Raw genomic sequence first — 19,189 nt, forward strand, 5'->3', positions numbered from 1 at the left:
GCATATTAGGCCAAACGAAATGGTGCCGCCATCCATCAGCGTCATCATGGCCGTTTACAATACTCAACGGTATTTAACGGAAGCCATTCAGAGTATTCTGTCGCAATCTTTTACGGACTTTGAATTGGTGATCGTCGATGACGGGAGCACCGATGGCAGCCCGGAGATTTTGAAAAATCTCGCCCAACAAGATTCGCGCATCAAACTCATCACTCAAGTCAATGCCGGCATAGGTGCAGCAACCCAAAGAGGCATTACCGAAAGCCAAGGTGAATATATCGCCATCATGGACTCCGACGATATTTCCCTCCCCGATCGACTAAAGCTACAGAAACAGTTCCTCGATCAGCATCCAGACATTGACGCAGTCGGTAGCCAATGGCGAATGTTGCACGCCGACGGTCGAGATATTGGTATCGACACGCACCCGCTTGATTCAGAGAGAATTTCGGTGTTGATGTACGCTTTTTTTTCGCTGCATCACCCGACCACGATGATTAGACGACACGCATTGGAAAAAGTGGGCGGATACTCCGTAGACCGCAGTTGTCTGGTACCCGACTACGACGTATTTATGCGCATGCAATTGGCGGGATGCCGGTTCGCCAATCTGCCGGAAATTCTGTTCATCTGGCGCTTAAATCCAGCCAGTACCACACACCACAAAGCGCGAGCACAGTGTGCGTCGGTAGCGGAGGTTCGCGATGCGGGATTTAACCAACTGCTATTAGACGATCCTCGACGAGCTGCGGACACCGCAAAAACGGTTATTTGTACTTTTCCAACCGGCACATGGCAAGACGAAAGAATCAAACAACTATTACCCGAGCAGGGACCGTCATTGTTGTATCGCACCTGGCGGAATCTGCCAGACGCTACCTCGGGAGACCGTCTTAACAAGGCGCTGGTCTTGTGGCTGGAAAAGCCGGAGCTCTATTGCGAAACCTTGCGCGAACAACTGCTCGCCAACGACAAGGCTTGGTTGGCGGCATTACTCAATGCCTACCGCGGCATCGAAAACCTAGACCTAGCCCTGAATCCCGATACGCTGGCGATTATCCCCAGCAATCAGATAGCAGTAAGTTTATTCGTCACCTATAACCAAGCTGGCGAAGATTTCAATCAACGTCTGCAACAAGCCTTCGCCTTGAAGGCTCAGGCCAAGTTTTCGATAGAAATTATTGTAGTTTCGGTCAAACCAGAACTTAGCCTGAAACCTTTTATCCCGTTACTTGCCACTCATAATTGTATTTTCGATGAAAACGGCCTTGCGTGGCACACGGCATTGCATAGGGCTAAAGGTGCTTATTTTGCATATTTGGAAGTCAATTTTAGATTCAATATCGATGTAATATTGAAAATCCTGGCAAGTCACATCCAGCACAAAACATCTATTTCATTTATGCCGGATACTCGCTACTTTAGCGAAGCATGCGATGAAAAAGGTCAACCGGCTCTAGACAATCACTTCCATCCAGTTTGGACACGTAGCACTCTACTTGGAAAAAATCGTGTGCAGTCTAGTCACTTTATTCATCATCGCTCTTTATTGAACAACTTAAAAGGCAATTTAGCAGAGCTGGGAGTGGCAACAGGGCGATACTTGGGTAGATACTTGGCAATTAGAAACGAATTTAACATTATCGATGGAGCTGTAAGCTATTTTATGCCAGGAATAATTTTAAACGCCAACCCATTGCCTTTATTTCAACAAACTGTTGGCGATTGGTATCTGGATTATGGCATGACAAACTTTCCTGATCTTGTATTCCATGAAAACTTGTCAAAATCTGAAATTGCACATTATGCTCAAACCCTTTCAACAGCTTGGCTCAACAAAAATTTATATATATACCAAGGTAATATATCGGTACTGGAAAGCTTCTACCTCAATCGTGTCAATTTAGCGATCAGGATACCATTATTTAGATATTTACTCGCACACAATAAGAAAACTTATTTACTCGCCCTCTGGCGGAAGAAGGATTATCTAAATGCAACTTTGGCTTTATTTTATTGTGTTTATCAGACCATAGCTGTTCGTTTGTTTTCTCCGTATAAAAAATGAAAACTCTACATATTTTCCATAATAGTGGTTTAAAAAACGGGGTTGACAAAACCACCTGCACCTTGATGGTCGCATTAAAAAAACTAGGCATCGAACCTATCGCGGTGGTGCCCAAAGCTGGCAATGTCACGGAATATTTGCAGTCTCAAGCGATTCGTTACTGGCTGGTCCCATATTCCTGCTGCGTAAGCCGAACAGAGCGGGCGCAATTTAAGTTTTACGGAGATTCTTTTGCACAATTAGACAATTTAATTACGTTGATACAGCAGGAAAACCCTGACATTATTCATATTAACACCGGTCATTTACTGCATGCCGGTATTGTCGCCGCTCGTCAAAGAATACCGGCCATTTGGCACATTCATGCACCGTTTGCGGAAGATTTGTCCCGTTATGCGTCCAGCATTGGCACCGGCGGCTATATTCACCTTTTAAAACAATTGAGCAGCCGCATCATCGGCGTATCAGACGACGTTGCTAAATCGCTATCGGAACATTTGCCCCCAGACAGAATAAATACGCTCTACAACGGCATCGATATAGAAGAATTGCGTAGTTCTGCCAAGTCGTCTTCAACCGATATTCGCGCGGAATTGGACCTTTCCGCAGACGCAAAATTGGTAATCGGCGTGGGCCGCATCTCTGCGCAAAAGGACTTTGCTGCCTTTGCCAGAGTAGCCGCCAAGGTCGTTACGTTTAAATCGGATTGTTATTTCCTTATCGCCGGCCCAAAACAGGAACCGGAAGCTGTACGCCTGTTGGAAGACGAATTAGAGCGTGGCCAATTAAGCAACAAGTTACATATACTCGGACCGCGAGATGACATTGCCGCCCTGCTGGCACAAAGCACTATATTTCTCTCCACGGCAATTTTTGAAGGCCAGGGCATTGCCGCTCTGGAGGCAATGGCTTTGGGTACGCCAGCGGTCGCGATGGCGTGTTCGGGTCTACGGGAGTGCATCGTTAACGAACACGACGGCATTTTGGTAGATCCGGGCGATGAAAATTCCACCGCCACGGCCATTTTGCGCCTGCTGGACGACCCGGAATTTGCTCAAAAACTCACCGCCAACGCCCGTATCTCCGTCGCTGAAAAATTTTCCAGCCAAAAATACGCTAAGCAATTTTTGAACATCGCCAACGCTGCGCTGGCCTACGGCCCGGCGGCGATCTCAGATCAAGAACTTGATCTGCTATCGGGATTATTGGGACAAATCAATAATGCCCATCTGCGTTTGCTAGGCTTTGAACAGCAAACCTTAAATCAACGTATAAAAGGCATTCTTTGGGAATGGCGCCAACAGCTAAAGGCAATATTCCAATAAAAGCTCGAATTGCCACAATTTGATTTAAAATAAATTTCGCACAATCAACGGCCTGATTCAGGCGAATCCAGCATGCGACAAACTACTGATATATCTCAAGCTAAACCACTCATTTCCGTGATTATGCCTTGCTATAACTCGGCACATATCATTGGCAAAACCATCGACAATCTGTATCAACAAACTTTCAAAAATTTCGAATTGATAGTGGTCGACGACGGTTCCACGGACAACTCGCTAGAGGTTTTGCAGGTAATAACAACGCTGTATCAAAATATAATAGTTATTTCCCAACAGAATAAAGGCCCCGGCCCTGCGCGCAATCGCGGATTGGAAGCCGCATCAGGAGAATTTATCGCCTTTCTGGACTCCGACGACAGTTGGCACCCTGAGTTTCTGGCAAAGCTTCATCATCAACTTGAAGAAAATCCGGATTGCGTACTCACATACTGCGGCTGGCAAAATATTGGTCTTAGCGCAGAACAATGCCAACCTTATATTCCACCTGATTATGAAGAAAATGATAAGTTTGCCGTTTTGTTGCGCAATTGCCCTTGGCCAATTCACGCCGCATTGACGCGCAAATTTGCCATCGATCAAGTTGAAGGTTTTAACGAACACTGGCTAACCGCTGAAGATTTCGATATGTGGATCAGAATTGCAATGTTCGCCCATATTGTCCGCGTTCCTGAAGTATTGGCTTATTATCACCATCAACAAGGCGAACAAATTTCCAGCAACCGACTTAGGGCCATACTAAATCATTGGGGCGTGCAAAAAGGCTTGCTGCGAGACTTTCCCGTAATATCGCAAACACTGGGTAAAGCTAAAACCAATCTTTTGACAAAAGGCCAGTTATTGCAAAGAGCTTATGAGTTTTATTGGAAAAACGATTTACCTAGCGCGCATCATTTATTTAGAAAAACCTTGGGTTTGGGGTATTTTGGTATGAAGGACTTAAAATATATGCTACCCAGTTTACTGCCTCTATCGCTTTACCTGGCTCTAATAAAAAAAATACGGAGTTAATATTCCATCAGCCACGCTTATCACTTTAAAACCGACAAAGATTAATCGTGAGCCCAACATCCTTATTTCGCTTCCCATTCCAGGCTATGGGTACTCAATGCGAAATCCAATTGATTGCCACGGAGCATAAACAGGCCAAGCGTATTGCCGATATAGTAACAGCTGACGTGCAACGCTTGGAGGGCTTGTATTCCCGGTATAAACCCGACAGCCTGCTTTCAAGCATCAATCAAGTCGCAGCTATGGGCGGCCGCATTACCGTGGATGAGGAAACGGCTGGCTTACTGAATTATGCTGCAACCTGTCATCAACAAAGCGACGGCCTGTTCGACATCACGTCCGGAATTTTACGGCAGGCGTGGCGTTTCGAGTCCGGCCAGTTGCCGGATGAACAACTAATTAAAACACTATTGAAAAAAGTTGGATGGGACAAACTACGCTGGCAGGCACCGCTATTAGAGTTCCCATTGGCCGGCATGGAGCTGGATTTTGGCGGCATCGTCAAAGAATATGCCGTAGACCGGGCTGCGGTAATTGCACGGAATGCCGGCGCTCGCCACGGCTTTATCAATCTGGGCGGCGACATCAAACTGATAGGCCCACGTCCGGACGGCACTGCCTGGCGAGTGGGTATCCATCACCCCCGCCAAAGGCAGGCATTAGCAAGTACTTTGGCACTACATAACGGCGCAGTCGCCAGCAGTGGGGACTATGAGCGCTGCATTATCGTCAACGGCCAGCGCTACGGACACATCCTCAATCCGAAAACAGGCTGGCCGGTTCGGCATTTGGCATCTGTCAGTGTCGTCGGCGAATTCTGCGTAGTGGCCGGCAGCGCGTCAACCATCGCCATGCTCAAGGAAGAACAAGGCCCAAGTTGGCTGGAACAGTTGGCATTGCCGTACTTATGGATAGACGTACACGGCAATTCCGGAGGCTCGTTAGCCGTTGCAGACCCAGCAACGCGCTGAGTTTTATCCCTTACCGATACGGTGCCAATTCAATATGCCCAAAAATACGGCATATCCCTTGCCATTGCGGCATAAGCCTCAAAACCGGTACTTTGGCATCACCCATCACCCCGTACATGCCCCGTCAAACGGGAATTCATAATTGGCACACCTATTGCTTTATCTAAAAAAATAATAAAGCACTGTTTTGTTGCCTGCCCCACCCAAACAATTTCCGGGGTATCAATTAAAGCCCCCGACCCATTCAAGATTTTAAGGACGCGCTAAAAAACTCTCTCGCTGGATGAGGGATGGAGCGCTTTTTACCAGTCGTTAACAAGCTGCCACGGATGGCGGCGCCTTACGAATCGGCTAGCCGAGAGACCCGCCGACGTAAACACAAGAAAACATCAGCAACAAATAATGGAGCGGTAGTTATTGCGCTATACCGCGATTGTGATGCTCGATAAGCCCAGCCGCGCGGAATAGCCGCAGAGCTCCCCCATTCGGACAATTTAGAGTAGATGTTTGATGGCTTGTCGCTCTTCTTTTAACTCTACTTCGTTTTGACGCAATCTTGCCAAGCTGAACTCGTTAAGATCCAAGCCCTTAACGATGCCGATCTGCCCATCCACCACCGTCACCGGGAAGGAATAAACCAATCCTTCCTCAACGCCATAGCTACCGTCGGATGCCACCGCCATGCTCACCCAGTCTCCCGGATCGGTACCGAAGGCCCAAACCCGCATATGCTCAATCGCCGCATGCGCCGCAGACGCCGCGCTGGACTGGCCACGTACTTTGATAATTTCCGTACCTCGGTACTGCACAGTGGGGATAAATTCATCAACAAACCAGGATTGCTCGACCAAAGAGAATACATCCATACCCTTGACCTTGGCATGATGTAAATCAGGATATTGAGTGCAGGAATGGTTACCCCAAACCGCCACGTTTTTCACGTCTCTGCTCAGCACCCCGCATTTCTCGGCCACCTGACTTATCGCACGTTTATGATCGAGCATGGTCATCGCCGAAAAACACTCCGGCGCTAAATCCGGAGCGTTATGAATAGCGATAAGAGCATTGGTATTGGCCGGGTTGCCGGTCACTAACACCTTGACATTCCGGTTAGCGACTTCATTCAGCGCCCGGCCTTGGGTGATAAAAATCTGCGCGTTATCCAATAACAAATCGCTGCGCAACATACCCGGTCCGCGCGGCTTTGCCCCTACCAAAAAGGCATAATCGACGTTATCGAATGCCACTTTCGGATCGTCGGTAATGATGATTTTGTTGATCAACGGAAACGCGCAATCGTTCAACTCCATCACCACGCCTTGTAACTGCTTCATAGCCGGTGGAATTTCCAATAGACGCAGCACTATAGGCTGATCCGGCCCCAGCAATTCGCCAGACGCCAAATGAAATAGCAAGGAGTAACTAATCTGACCAGCTGCACCTGTTACAGCAATATCCACGGGCGTTTTCATCTGCGTTCCTCTTTATTGATTGGATTCTTCCACACCCGACCCAACGGCAGGCTTTTCCAATATGACATAAAGTTTTTGAGCAAACAATCACTAATTCCTGCTTGCCAAAACCCGCTTGGATTCTGCGGCGAGGTAAATATTATTCTGTATAATGCCGGCGGCTAACCTTCTCCCAACGGGCCACCATTATTCATATCAGGTAGCTTAATGAAAAAATTGTTATTCCAGTTCGACACCGACACCCATCCCTCGGCTTTTGATACCGTAGTCGCTTACGACGGCGGCGCAGATCATGTCATTGGTTACGGCAACATTACCCCCGATAACGTCGGCGGCCTGGTCGACGGTACGATCTTCACTCGCGCCCCCAAAGACAAAAAAAACACGGCGATTTTTATCGGCGGCAGCAATATCGAGGCCGGCCAGCGTTTACTGATAGCGGTGCAAAAACATTTTTTCCCCGGGTTTCAAGTCTCGGTGATGCTGGACAGTAACGGCAGCAACACCACAGCCGCCGCCGCCGTCGCCAAACTGGGCAGCAGCGCAAGCCTGGCCGGCAAAAAAGCGGTGGTATTAGCTGGTACAGGTCCGGTCGGTCAACGTGCGGCGGCAATGATGGCGCTGGAAGGCGCGCATGTCAGTATCACGTCCCGACACATATTTAACGCGGAAAAAGCCTGCTTCGCGATGAAGGAGCGTTTCGGCGTAGATCTGACACCCGTAGAAGCCGCCGATTACGACAGTCGCGCCGCCGCCATCCAAGACGCCAACGTCGTATTAGCGACCGGTGCTGCCGGTGTCCAATTATTAAAGCCGGAACATTGGCAAAACAATCCAAATCTGCAATTGTTGGCGGACGCCAACGCCACGCCGCCTGTCGGCATTGGCGGCACGGATGTACTGGATAGAGGTGAACAGCGACACGGCAAAATCGTCTGGGGCGCCATCGGCTTCGGCGCGCTAAAACTAGCCTTACACCGCGCCTGTATCACCAAGCTATTTGAAAGCAATAAGCAGGTGTTCGACGCGGAAATCATCTTTGCACTCGCTAAAGCCATGGCTTAAGGTTCTGCCGGATCGATATGTCCGCAGTCCAGCCAAGTTATCGTGAACACGCAGCCGCCATTTTTCGCGCCGGCGTTGCGGCGGCTGATCCGTATCTTGCCGTAAAACGTTTTCTCAGAGCCGATAGCGAACTGCTGCATATCGGTTCGGAACAAACCGGCTACCGCAGCGGCGACTGGCGACGCATTCATTTAATATCTTTCGGCAAAGCCGCATGCGCAATGGCCGATGCGGCACAAACGATAATTCCCGAGGCCTGGCTTGCGGCTAAAGGCATCGTCGTGACCAATTACGACAACATTGATGTCGTCGAAAACTGTCAGGTATTCGGCGCCGGCCATCCGCTGCCGGACGCCGCTGGGTTGCATGCGGCAAAGACCATCGCCACCCGCCTGAGCAACACGAATCCCGGCGAGTTGGTGTTGGTGTTGATTTCCGGCGGCGGCTCGGCATTGCTGCCCTACCCGGCCGTCGGCATCAATTTGGCGGATAAAATCGCCACCACCCGTCTATTACTGGCCTCCGGCGCAACCATCAATCAGATCAATTGCGTCCGTAAACATCTGTCTCGACTCAAAGGCGGCGGTCTTGCCCGATTTGCCGCACCCGCCGACTTGCACACACTGATTTTATCCGACGTGCTGGATAACGATTTGAGCACCATCGCCAGTGGCCCCACCGTGCCCGACGACACCACTTTCATAGACGCCGTCGCAGTACTGGAATCGTTCGGCATATGGCAGAAAATACCATCCAGCGTGCAAAACTATTTGCAACAAGGCGCTCAAGGCTTACAAATCGAAACGCCTAAAGGCAGTGACCCGCTCTTCCGGCAGACAAGCCACCATTTGCTTGGCAGCAATGCTATTAGCGTTGACGCTGCAATCGACAAAGCACGCGAATTGGGCTATGAAACCCAGCTTTACAGCAAACAGTTGTGCGGCGAAGCGCGCTTGGTTGCCGAGCAAATAGCACTGCATGCGCTATCCGCAACAGCCGGCATGACGCAACCGACAGCCGTTATCGCCGGCGGCGAAACCACCGTTACCTTAAAGGGCAATGGCAAAGGCGGCCGCAATCAGGAAATGGCTCTTGCCTTCGCGTTGGCCGCCGAAAAATACGGGCTGAACGGCGCTTGGACCTTTCTCAGCGGCGGTACTGACGGTCGCGACGGCCCTACCGACGCCGCCGGTGGCATCGTCGATAATGGCACTTTGCGACGCATCCGCGCCGCCGGACTCGACCCAGCGGCCCTGCTCGACGATAATGACTCATACCCTGCCTTGCAAGCGGCGAACGATTTACTGCTCAGCGGCGCAACCGGCACCAATGTCGCCGACCTGCAAGTCCTGCTGCTGCATCCCCACGAATAACCCGAACTTACTTTAGGAGACCCCATGTTTAGCGAATCGATGACCATCAAAGGCTTTGACGACGAACTATTTCAAGCGATGGAACAAGAACGCCAACGCCAGGAAGACCATATCGAACTGATCGCCTCGGAAAACTATGCCAGCCCCCGAGTTTTGGAAGCCCAGGGCACGGTGCTGACCAACAAATACGCCGAAGGCTATCCGGAAAAACGCTACTACGGCGGCTGCGAATACGTCGATGTCGTTGAGCAATTGGCGATCGACCGCGCCAAAGAATTGTTCGGCGCCGATTACGCCAACGTGCAAGCTCACTCCGGTTCACAAGCCAATATGGCAGTGTTCATGTCTTTGATTCAACCCGGCGACACCATCCTGGGCTTGAGCCTCGCCGACGGCGGCCATTTGACTCACGGCGCCAAACCCAATTTCTCCGGCAAAATCTACAACGCCATCCAGTATGGCCTGAACAAAGACACCGGTGAAATCGATTATGAACAGGTCGAAGCGCTGGCCTTGGAACACAAACCGAAACTGATCATTGCCGGCTTCTCGGCGTATTCGCGCATTTGGGACTGGCAACGTTTTCGCGACATCGCCGATAAAGTCGGCGCTTACTTCGTTGTAGACATGGCCCATGTCGCCGGCCTAGTCGCGGCCGGTTTATATCCCAATCCGGTGCCGATTGCGGACGTGGTCACCAGCACCACCCACAAATCCCTGCGTGGCCCACGCGGCGGCTTGATCTTGTGCAAAAGCAATCCGGATCTGGAAAAAAAGATCAACTCCAACATCTTCCCCGGCATCCAAGGTGGTCCGTTGATGCACGTGATCGCCGCCAAAGCCGTGGCGTTTAAAGAAGCCCTGACCCCGGAATTTAAAACGTATCAGCAGCAAGTCGTGAAAAACGCCCAAGCCATGGCGGAGGTTTTTATCAAACGCGGTTTTGATGTGGTTTCCGGCGGCACCGACAACCACTTAATGCTGGTGTCATTAATTCCAAAAGGCATCACCGGCAAAGCCGCCGACGCCGCCCTGGGCCGCGCCCACATCACCGTCAACAAAAACGCGGTCCCTAACGACCCACAGTCGCCGTTCGTCACCAGTGGCATCCGCGTTGGCACCCCTGCCCCGACCTCACGCGGCTTCAAGGAAGACGAAGTGCGTCAAGTGGCTGAATGGATGTGCGATGTGATGGATAACCTGGAAGATGAGAGTGTGATTGATGCGGTTAGGGAGAAGGTGCATTTGTTGTGTGCTAGGTTTCCGGTTTATTCAGCTGGGTAAGGTTATGTGTCGCTAACGCGACGGTTTGATTTAATGTCGGGTCTCGGCCCGACAACCGAGATACTTTTCTTTGCTTGTCCAAAGAAAAGTATCCAAAAGAAAAGACACCCGAATGCCGCTTATTTCCTGCGCTCCTCGCTTTTGAACGGGGTTGCCGAAAGGGGCTTCCTGCCCCTTCGGCAACGCGATGCATCCCTGCATCGCCCCTAACGGGCTAATCCGTTCAAAAGCTCCGGTGCTCGGCGCGACATACGGGAATCAGTACCATCCCAACAGTGAAAGATTTTGGAGGATTGCTCAGAATTTTGATTTAGCGCCGAATAACGCAGCGTATTCGGAGGAACGAGAAATTTAAATTACACGTATGTCCGATTACGCTGTGCTAATCGGAGTATCTACGAGCTTCAAAATTTTGTATGACGCATTAGCAATAGCGTAATGCACCGAATGATTGAAAACCACCTTAGCCTTAAGCAGCCAATTTATTTATGGAGGATTTATGGAAAAAGCCTGGATTTTTACGCTCACGACACTTCTAGCAGCTTGTTCCGCAACTGATATGCGGCCCCACCTGGAACAATCGATTGGAGACACTCCAAAAACTCAGTTTTCCACCGCTACAACTGTGGAAGAAATTAGAAATTTGCGCCCGCAGGCAACGATCCCATTGAAAGTCGCGGTAGTAACAGCCAACCACCGTCGAACGGAAATTTCAAAGGAAGAGCAAGAGGCTATAAACATTTGGGGCGAAAAGTTTAAGGCCTTGGGTTTTATCAAAAGCTTTGACATTGTCCCTCAATCCTTAATATCAAATTGTGGCTATCGAAGCGAAGGCAGTTGCTTCTCCAACGAATCACGCCTAGCCGGCGCACGGATGGGAGCCGACACCATCTTGTTCATCAACGATAGTACGGATACAGATTCATACTTAAATCCATTGAGTATGTTAAATATATCCATCATTGGAATGTGGTTAGCACCTGGGCACCACCGAGACTCATATTCGATATACGAGGCCTCCCTTCTTGACATAAACAATGGGTATTTGTACGGATTCGCGCGGGATAGCAGTGAGCACAAAGCAATCCGCCCGTATATGTACGCGAACCGTAATACAGGGCAAAACGAAGCTCGGCTGGAAGCGTTGAACAAAGTTTTTCAAAAACTCTATGCCGCAGCCGAAGAACAGATGCATAAAGGTTTAAGTTTGCACAAATAGCCTAGATGAAACTCAGCGAAATCCAGAATTATAGAAACCATCAAAACCTCGATTTCGTTTCAACCCATCAAGGCCACATCATTTGCTCACTAACTACTTTTTAGTGACGGGACGGTTTTCTCCCGTATGCCGCGCCGAGCACCGGAGCTTTTGGCGAGAATAGCCCGAAGGGGTGCGGCAGGGATGCCGCACGTCGGCGGAGGGGCTGGGAAGCCCCTTCTGCCGACCCTCGTCAAAAGCGAGGAGCGCAGGGAATAAGCGGCATCCGGGTGGCCTTTTCTTTGGATACTTTCTTTTGGCCACGCACAAATTCGTCTGGAACGAATTTGAACAGCCGACAGGCTGGCCCGAAGGGCGAAAACCAAGGATGGTTTTCGTAGCGAAAGTATCTCGGCTGTCGGGCCGAGACCCGACTTCAAAACATTCGTCGCGATAGCGACACAACTATTGAAACTCCTCACCCCTGCCCTCTCAGCAACCGCTCCCGGCGTTGCCCTACCTCCTGCATCCATGCAGTCGTCCAGCAGGAGATGGAGCAAACGCCCTGAGGAATTAAGGACAGTACCAGAAAATCGGAGATAGCCGCCTTCAGCTATGATGCACCCTTTCCGGCACAATCAACCCATCCTCCATATACAACACCTTATCCATCCGCCCAGCCAATTCCGGATCATGCGTCACCACCAAAAAACTCACCTGCAATTCCTGGTTTAACTCCAGCATCAGCTGATAAATTTGCTCGGCAGTTTTGCTGTCCAAATTACCGGTCGGCTCGTCGGCCAGGACGCATTTAGGCTGATTAATCAAAGCCCGGGCTACAGCAGCGCGTTGCCGCTCGCCACCGGACAATTCGCCGGGTTTGTGCAGCATGCGATGCCCCAAGCCGACACGCTTGAGTAACTCGGCAGCTTGTTGTTGGGCGTGCTTGATCGATTGGTTGCCGATCAACAGCGGCATTGCCACATTTTCCAGGATGGTAAATTCACCCAGCAAATGATGAAACTGGTAGATAAACCCCAGTGAACGATTACGAAGCTGACTCAGTTTGCCGGCGCTAATCTTGTTCAAATCGGCGCCATCCAGCATCACCGAGCCGGAGTTGGGTTTTTCCAGGCCGCCCAGCAAATGCAGCAAGGTGCTTTTCCCGGAGCCGGATGCACCCATGATGGCAACGCGCTGACCGGCATGAATCGCCAAATCGACGCCGCGCAACACTTCGACATTCAAATCGCCCTGCTCGTAACGCTTGGTTAACTGCTGGCACTGCAATACGATGGCATTATTCATAACGCAACACCTCGGCAGGATTGATACGCGCCGCCTGCCAAGCTGGATACAGCGTCGCCAGCAAGGACAATAAAAACGCCACGCAGGCTATCCAATACACATCGGTCCAGATCAGTTTTGACGGCACTTCGCTGATGTAATAGACGTCGGCAGCCATGAACTGCACGCCAAAGGCTTTTTCGATGGCCGGCACGATGGTTTCCACGTTCAGCGCCAGCAACACGCCACCGACGGTTCCCAATAAGGTACCGATGCTGCCGATGATGCAGCCCAAGACGATGAAAATGCCCATCACCGAACCGTTGGATAAGCCCTGGGTTTTCAGTATGGCGATGTCACCGCGCTTGTCGGTGACCACCATCACCAGCGTGGATACAATGTTAAACGCCGCCACCGCGACAATCAGCAGCAAGATAATGAACATCGCCCGCTTTTCGGTTTGCACGGCGCGGAAGAAGTTGCTGTGAGCCTTGGTCCAGTCGCTGACCCGAAACTCGTCGCCCAGCGTATCGGCCAAGCCTTGGGTGATGCGCGGGGCGTTGAATAAATCATCAAGCTTTAGGCGTAAGCCCGATACGGCTTGTTCCAGACGAAACAATTTGCCGGCATCATCGAGATGCATTAAAGCCATATTCCGGTCGTACTCGTACATACCAACCTTGAACACGCCGACCACGGTAAAGCGTTTCATGCGCGGCAGAATCCCGGCCGGCGTGGAGTTGATTTGCGGAGTGATGATGGTGACTTTGTCACCCATCATCACTCCTAAATAACTTGCCAATTCTGCCCCCAAGACAATACCAAACTCGCCGGGGACCAAATCGTTCAAGCTACCGAACATCATTTTATTGGCCACTTCAGACACTTTGGCTTCATATTCGGGTAACACGCCCTGCAACAAAGTGCCGCTGACTTGGCGGTCAGCATTAACCATCACCTGGCCATGGATAAACGGCGCAGCACCTTCGACATGCGGCATGCTGCGAGTGCGTTGCTCTAAAGCCTGCCAATCATCCAACTGCCCGAAGCGACCGGTTATAGTGCTGTGCGCAGTCATGCCCAGGATGCGTTCGCGCAATTCGGCTTCGAAACCGTTCATAACCGACAGCACGGTAATCAAGGCGGTCACGCCCAATGCGATACCGAGTACGGATGTTAAAGTGATGAACGAGATAAATTGAGTGCGTTTTTTAGCACGGGTGTAGCGTAACCCGATATACAGGATGAGAGGTTTAAACATGCTTAGGCTTTTGGGGGTTTACAAGCGGCGCAATAACCGTAAAGGTAAAGGCTGTGATCGGTAAGGGTGTAACCCAATCTCAGGGCAATTTCCGATTGGCGTTTTTCAATGACTTCATCGGTAAATTCGTCGACTTTTCCACACTTCATGCAGACGACGTGATCGTGGTGGCCGCCGCTATTTAGTTCGAATATCGAGTTGCCGCCCTCGAAATGATGACGGTTGACCAAGCCGGCGGCTTCGAACTGGGTCAAAACCCGGTAAACCGTCGCCAGGCCAATTTCCTCGCCTTCCGCCAACAGAATTTTGTAGACCTTCTCGGCCGACAAATGCCTATCGTCCTGTTGTTTTTCCAGAATCTCCAGAATTTTGATTCTGGGCAAGGTCACCTTTAAGCCCGCATTACGCAAATCCTGAGTTTCCACAAGCCCCCTCCTTTAAACCGATAATCCGCAACATTGTATCGTTTTTTGCGCCAAGCCGCTGACAGAATTATGGGATAATGACCCATCGTTTGTCGTCAGACTCCATTCTCTTCTCATGAAAAAATCGACTTTTTTGCTAGCGGCCGTCACCAGTTTATCGATTAACGCTTGCAGCACCATTCTCACTAACTTGCCCGGCGTGTACACCCTGGATATTGAGCAAGGCAATATCATCGATCAAAGCATGATTAACCAATTGCGGCCCAATATGACCAAGCGCCAGGTCTTGTATATCATGGGTTCGCCTATGCTGTCCGATGCCTTTCATGAAAAACGCTGGGACTATTTATACTCTGAGCAACCGGGCGGCGAAGACCGGGTGCAAAAGCGGGTGTCTTTATTTTTCAATGGTGACAATTTGATGGGCGTGCAAGGCGACTTCAGACCCAGCTCGATGCCGGTTGCCAAGGAATCCACGGAAACCAGTGTCGACGTACCAAAACGCGACCTGGAACGCTCGATGTGGGAAAAAATTAGCGGTTTATTCGGTAGCGACGAACCCGACACCTTTGCCCGCAGAAACAATCAAAACGCTACCGAACCCAAAGAAGCCGCCAGTTCCGCAGAGAAAGGCAAAGAATTGGTAGAAGAAGACGCCGACAAACAATAGGTAAAACACCCAAACGTCTTACAGCAATAATGCACCGGCAATGGCAATGAAATTGTCGGCCGCTTGAATCAAGGCCGGAGCGGTTAAACTATGAATGCCATAAACATCGCTGGCAGTACCAAAATCGCTGCGCACCTTTTGCAATAACAATTCGAAATCGCCATCCCCGGACAATAGAATAATCCGATCAGCCTGCGCCGCGTAATCCATTACATCCAGGGTAATCCCCACATTCCAATCGCCCTTACTGGTACCGTCGCGGCGCTGAATATAGGGTTTTAGTTTGACGGTAAAACCGATATTTTTCAGGATCTGCTGAAAACCTTGTTGCTTGCTGTCGCCACGGTCCGTCGCATATGCAATGGCAGCGACGACCTGTTTACCCGCGGTTGCCTGCTGCCAAAACGCGCTGTAATTGAAATGTTTCTGGTAGCGTTGCCGGGTGGTGTAGTAAATATTCTGCACATCGACAAAAATCGCTACCTTTTCCATCCAGCGCTTACTTCAAAAAAGAACAGCAGTAATCGCTGGCAACACTTACCTTCATGGTGAAAGCGGCATTGCCGGGCACATTGAAAGACTCGCCGCCTTTCACGGTTTGCCAGGCATCGTTGCCGGGCAGCAACACTTGCAGCTCACCTGCCAGTATTTCCATCAATTCAGGATCGGCCGTATTAAAGGTATATTCGCCCGGCTGCATAAAACCCAAGGTTTTTGAAGAGCCATCGGCAAACTTAATGGTGCGGCTGTTCACTTTGCCGTCGAAATAGACATTGGCCTGCTTGACGATGGTGACGTTATTGAATTCTGACATGATGCACATCTATTGCTAGTAAAAAAAGGAGCGCAATCATAGCAGATCGGCTTGTTTGCGAATAACAAAAAGCCGCGGTGCACTGGGCTTGTCGTGACTGCTAAGAACAACTTCCGTAGTAAAACGACTTCCATCCAACTGCCGACACCATGCCGCCAACTGCTCTGCCTCCAGATCACCGCCGGCGTGACCTGGATACGCCAACACCGTCATCACGGCGCGCGGCGCCAACAAGCCAGACGCGGCATTTAAGGCGGCCAACGTCGAATCGATTTGGGTAATCACGGTTTTGTCGGCGCCGGGTAAATAACCCAGATTGAACATCACTGCCCTCACCCGGCCACGCCACTGCTCAGGAACATGCAACAGCATATCGGCATGACTGGTGAGACACAGTATCACCCGGCGCTGTAAGTCATGCTGGAGTAATCGCTGAAAACTGTTGATCAGCGCTTGCTGCTGAATATCAAATCCGAACACATGACCACTCGCCCCAACGCTCTGCGCCAGAAACACGGTATCGTGGCCGTTACCCACTGTCGCGTCGACCGCCACATCGCCTGGCTCCAGGTAAGAACCAACAATATGATGGGCAGTTTTAAGCAGGGATATAGGTTTTGTCATAGCGGCGTATATCGCAACCGGGCGGCAAACCGGCGTGCTGTTGCAAGTAATCGGCAAAGCGGGCAGCGTACCAGGGAATCGCCAAGCTGCCCTTGGCGCCAAAGCCATTGAATATATGCAGTTGCCGATGCTGAGGATGGGTGCCGATAAACGGCTGTTTATCGCATGTAGCCGGCCGGATTCCGGCCCGATGTTGATAAACATCAAGGGCTTGTTGTTCAGGGCAGACCGCACGTAAGCTCGCCAATAAAGCGGTTTTCGCTGCTTCGGTCGCCACATGATCTACTTGATCTGTTTCGAAAGTCGCACCGGTCTTAAAGCGCCCGGACTCCAATGGAATCAGCCAATGACCGTAATTCAAAATCTGTTGCGGAATATCTTGCCTACTTTCGCAACCCAGTATTTCACCTTTTGCCAATTGAAACGGTAAATACTTAAACCATGGATTGCTAAGTGCTTGATAACCTTCGCAGAAAACAATATGCCGCGGATATATTTCCTGCCAACGCAGCGCCGGCTCGAGATTAATTTCTGCGTATTGCAGAGTGTATCGCCGATAACAGTGCTTGTTCCGTAAAAAATCACGCAACCGACTCAGCAAAGCCTCGGTCCGCAAATAGCCGGTCTGGCCTTGTTGCAACACACCGTAAGGCGCGTTGATTCTCTTGGGGGCCGCCGCCAACTTCGACAAATAACCACGATAATCCGCCTGACTCAAACGGCGTTCGGCAATTTCAAGCTCTTTGGCGGTGCGCAAAATTTTCAGCATTGGCATTTGCTGATAGAAGGCTTGTCCAAACTGTCTCTCAAGTTGCCGATAAGCATGCATTGCAGCCGGCAGCAGGTTTTCCACATCCATCTGCTTTACCAATCGCTGTCCGGTCACTGGATTGATTAAACCGGCCGCGACTTGCGAGGCGTTTTCGGCGCCATCATCCACCACCAAGATTCGCAGTTGCCGCTGCCATAACTCCCAAGCCAATAAACTGCCAGCCAAACCCTGACCGATCAGCAGTACATCGATTTGCACGGCAATTATTGGGCTTGCAAGGCCTCGCCTTCAAAAACAATGCCTTCCCAACCATCACGCATAAAGTGTCTGATATTTTGATGATCGTCGCCGGACGGGTTACCCAATACATCTTGGCGATAATAATCACCGAAGAGCGCCAGAGTTTGTTCGACAGTCAGTTTATGCAATTTGGCGAATGCAAAAATCTTGCAAGAGCCCTCATTACGACCCGCTTCGTTTACCAGAGGCTGTTGCAAGCCGTTACTAAATTCGGTGGGTTGGTATTGATAATGCTCGGCAATAAGCGCAATGGCTTCCTGAAATTCGACCGTTTGTCCGGACTTAACACGTTGTAAAAAATCGTTCACTGTCACTACCTTACTCCCGAAGTTTTATTAATTTTTGGTTAATTTACTGTTTGATTCGAACAAAACACAGTCATTCCCGGTTATAATCGCATGAAATGTCTAGGTGTTTCTCACCTAAGACTGCGTTTGGGATCGTCTTATTCTTGTTATATTCCGTTACTAAAATCCCGCCTTACTTTGGCGTTTGGCTCGAAAAGTGCGGTTTGCAACCTCAATAACATCATAAAGGAATACATTTTGAAACAGATAATTACTCTTTTCTCGTTTTGTCTGCTTTGCTCCACCACTGCCCTGGCAGAACCGGAAACCCCGATCCCACCTGCACCGCCAATAGAGCCCATTAACAACACTACAATCAGCCCTGCACCTACGGTGACTATCGAGCAGACCAATTATGCGGCTTACCAACTATCGCCGGGTGATGCCTTGGAAATCACGGTCTGGAAAGAAGAGGGTCTACAACAATTGCAAATCCTGATTTCCCCGGACGGCACGATTATTTTCCCCTTGATCGGCACCGTCGGTGCTGCCGGCAAAACCATTACCGAACTGAAAGACAATTTGACCAGCAGGCTGGCCGATTACATATCCGACCCCTCGATTTCAGTTAAATTACTCAACAACCAGGGCAACTCCATCTTTGTGATCGGTAAAGTCAACAAACCCGGACAAGTGTTTTCCGGCAGACGCCTGGATGTGCTGCAAGCGCTGAGCCTTGCCGGCGGCCTGACCGTGTTTGCCAAGGAAGGGTCTATCAGCATTATTCGCCGCACCGGCGATCAAGTTAAAGTGTTTCCTTTCGACTACAGCGATGTGATTGATGGCGAAGACCTGGAACAAAACATCCTGCTGGAACCGGGAGACACGGTTACCGTACCCTAAGCGGAATTAGATAGAAGCACTATCTATGAAGATAAAAACGGATTTTTTGCTACCTGCGTTG

General features: G+C 50.3%; 19 protein-coding genes. 10 read left to right on the forward strand and 9 right to left on the reverse strand.

Annotated features, from left to right (window positions below):
* The first annotated feature begins 19 nt into the window (after nucleotides 1-19).
* From ACH5Y9_RS12425 to ACH5Y9_RS12440, 4 genes are all read left to right on the forward strand, one after another.
* Nucleotides 20-2,068, forward strand: a complete 2,049-nt coding sequence (locus ACH5Y9_RS12425) for a glycosyltransferase family 2 protein (RefSeq protein WP_445369846.1) — start codon at nucleotides 20-22, stop codon at nucleotides 2,066-2,068.
* Nucleotides 2,065-3,393 carry a glycosyltransferase family 4 protein gene (locus tag ACH5Y9_RS12430; RefSeq protein ID WP_445369847.1) on the forward strand — a complete coding sequence of 443 codons (1,329 nt, stop codon included), beginning with the start codon at nucleotides 2,065-2,067 and terminating at the stop codon, nucleotides 3,391-3,393. Before ACH5Y9_RS12425 ends, ACH5Y9_RS12430 begins: the two co-directional genes overlap by 4 nt.
* A gap of 123 nt (nucleotides 3,394-3,516) precedes the next feature.
* Nucleotides 3,517-4,422 (forward strand): glycosyltransferase family 2 protein, encoded by a 906-nt coding sequence (locus ACH5Y9_RS12435; protein ID WP_445369890.1) that lies wholly within the window; start codon nucleotides 3,517-3,519, stop codon nucleotides 4,420-4,422.
* Nucleotides 4,423-4,508: 86 nt separating this feature from the next.
* Nucleotides 4,509-5,393, forward strand: coding sequence for an FAD:protein FMN transferase (locus tag ACH5Y9_RS12440; RefSeq protein ID WP_033158993.1), 885 nt, complete (start codon nucleotides 4,509-4,511; stop codon nucleotides 5,391-5,393).
* A gap of 494 nt (nucleotides 5,394-5,887) precedes the next feature.
* Here ACH5Y9_RS12440 and ACH5Y9_RS12445 read toward each other — a convergent pair whose 3' ends face one another.
* The gene (locus ACH5Y9_RS12445) at nucleotides 5,888-6,865 is read right to left on the reverse strand and encodes a malate dehydrogenase (protein ID WP_445369848.1); all 978 of its coding nucleotides are present in this window, start codon (nucleotides 6,863-6,865) and stop codon (nucleotides 5,888-5,890) included.
* Between the two features lie 207 nt (nucleotides 6,866-7,072).
* Here ACH5Y9_RS12445 and ACH5Y9_RS12450 point away from each other — a divergent pair, with 207 nt between their 5' ends.
* The 4 genes from ACH5Y9_RS12450 (at nucleotide 7,073) to ACH5Y9_RS12465 (ending at nucleotide 11,806) form a co-directional block, all read left to right on the forward strand.
* Nucleotides 7,073-7,930, forward strand: a complete 858-nt coding sequence (locus ACH5Y9_RS12450) for an NADP-dependent methylenetetrahydromethanopterin/methylenetetrahydrofolate dehydrogenase (protein WP_445369849.1) — start codon at nucleotides 7,073-7,075, stop codon at nucleotides 7,928-7,930.
* Nucleotides 7,931-7,947: 17 nt separating this feature from the next.
* On the forward strand, nucleotides 7,948-9,303 hold the full coding sequence (locus ACH5Y9_RS12455) for a glycerate kinase type-2 family protein (RefSeq protein WP_445369850.1): 1,356 nt from the start codon (nucleotides 7,948-7,950) through the stop codon (nucleotides 9,301-9,303).
* Nucleotides 9,304-9,327: 24 nt separating this feature from the next.
* Nucleotides 9,328-10,587 (forward strand): serine hydroxymethyltransferase, encoded by a 1,260-nt coding sequence (gene glyA, locus ACH5Y9_RS12460; RefSeq protein WP_171694822.1) that lies wholly within the window; start codon nucleotides 9,328-9,330, stop codon nucleotides 10,585-10,587.
* Nucleotides 10,588-11,038: 451 nt separating this feature from the next.
* Complete coding sequence (locus tag ACH5Y9_RS12465) at nucleotides 11,039-11,806, forward strand: hypothetical protein (protein ID WP_445369851.1); 768 nt, start codon at nucleotides 11,039-11,041, stop codon at nucleotides 11,804-11,806.
* Nucleotides 11,807-12,394: 588 nt separating this feature from the next.
* Here the strand turns inward: ACH5Y9_RS12465 and lolD are convergent.
* From lolD to fur, 3 genes are read right to left on the reverse strand one after another with little or no spacing between them, the layout of a single operon-like run.
* Nucleotides 12,395-13,093 (reverse strand): lipoprotein-releasing ABC transporter ATP-binding protein LolD, encoded by a 699-nt coding sequence (gene lolD / locus ACH5Y9_RS12470; RefSeq protein ID WP_445369852.1) that lies wholly within the window; start codon nucleotides 13,091-13,093, stop codon nucleotides 12,395-12,397.
* Nucleotides 13,086-14,333 (reverse strand): lipoprotein-releasing ABC transporter permease subunit, encoded by a 1,248-nt coding sequence (locus ACH5Y9_RS12475; RefSeq protein ID WP_445369853.1) that lies wholly within the window; start codon nucleotides 14,331-14,333, stop codon nucleotides 13,086-13,088. Before ACH5Y9_RS12475 ends, lolD begins: the two co-directional genes overlap by 8 nt.
* Nucleotides 14,334-14,335: 2 nt before the next feature.
* Nucleotides 14,336-14,758 carry a ferric iron uptake transcriptional regulator gene (gene fur, locus ACH5Y9_RS12480; protein ID WP_026146882.1) on the reverse strand — a complete coding sequence of 141 codons (423 nt, stop codon included), beginning with the start codon at nucleotides 14,756-14,758 and terminating at the stop codon, nucleotides 14,336-14,338.
* A gap of 115 nt (nucleotides 14,759-14,873) precedes the next feature.
* On the opposite strand from fur, the gene ACH5Y9_RS12485 reads away from it, so the two are divergent.
* Entirely contained in the window at nucleotides 14,874-15,428 is a 555-nt protein-coding gene (locus tag ACH5Y9_RS12485; protein WP_033159000.1) for an outer membrane protein assembly factor BamE, read from the forward strand.
* An 18-nt stretch (nucleotides 15,429-15,446) separates the two neighbouring features.
* Here ACH5Y9_RS12485 and ACH5Y9_RS12490 read toward each other — a convergent pair whose 3' ends face one another.
* From ACH5Y9_RS12490 to ACH5Y9_RS12510, 5 genes are read right to left on the reverse strand one after another with little or no spacing between them, the layout of a single operon-like run.
* Nucleotides 15,447-15,920, reverse strand: a complete 474-nt coding sequence (locus tag ACH5Y9_RS12490; RefSeq protein WP_445369854.1) for a LabA-like NYN domain-containing protein — start codon at nucleotides 15,918-15,920, stop codon at nucleotides 15,447-15,449.
* Between the two features lie 7 nt (nucleotides 15,921-15,927).
* A complete protein-coding gene (ppnP, locus tag ACH5Y9_RS12495; RefSeq protein WP_445369855.1) occupies nucleotides 15,928-16,242 on the reverse strand; it encodes a pyrimidine/purine nucleoside phosphorylase in 315 nt (104 codons plus the stop codon).
* A gap of 36 nt (nucleotides 16,243-16,278) precedes the next feature.
* A complete protein-coding gene (locus ACH5Y9_RS12500; RefSeq protein WP_445369856.1) occupies nucleotides 16,279-16,866 on the reverse strand; it encodes a class I SAM-dependent methyltransferase in 588 nt (195 codons plus the stop codon).
* Nucleotides 16,841-17,896, reverse strand: a complete 1,056-nt coding sequence (locus tag ACH5Y9_RS12505) for an NAD(P)/FAD-dependent oxidoreductase (protein ID WP_445369857.1) — start codon at nucleotides 17,894-17,896, stop codon at nucleotides 16,841-16,843. The genes ACH5Y9_RS12500 and ACH5Y9_RS12505 overlap by 26 nt, the downstream gene beginning before the upstream one ends.
* Before the next feature lie 5 nt (nucleotides 17,897-17,901).
* Nucleotides 17,902-18,252 (reverse strand): HopJ type III effector protein, encoded by a 351-nt coding sequence (locus ACH5Y9_RS12510; RefSeq protein ID WP_445369858.1) that lies wholly within the window; start codon nucleotides 18,250-18,252, stop codon nucleotides 17,902-17,904.
* A 231-nt stretch (nucleotides 18,253-18,483) separates the two neighbouring features.
* Here ACH5Y9_RS12510 and ACH5Y9_RS12515 point away from each other — a divergent pair, with 231 nt between their 5' ends.
* On the forward strand, nucleotides 18,484-19,128 hold the full coding sequence (locus ACH5Y9_RS12515) for a polysaccharide biosynthesis/export family protein (protein ID WP_445369859.1): 645 nt from the start codon (nucleotides 18,484-18,486) through the stop codon (nucleotides 19,126-19,128).
* Nucleotides 19,129-19,189 lie beyond the last annotated feature (61 nt).

The sequence above is a fragment of the Methylomonas sp. BW4-1 genome, assembly GCF_052474385.1.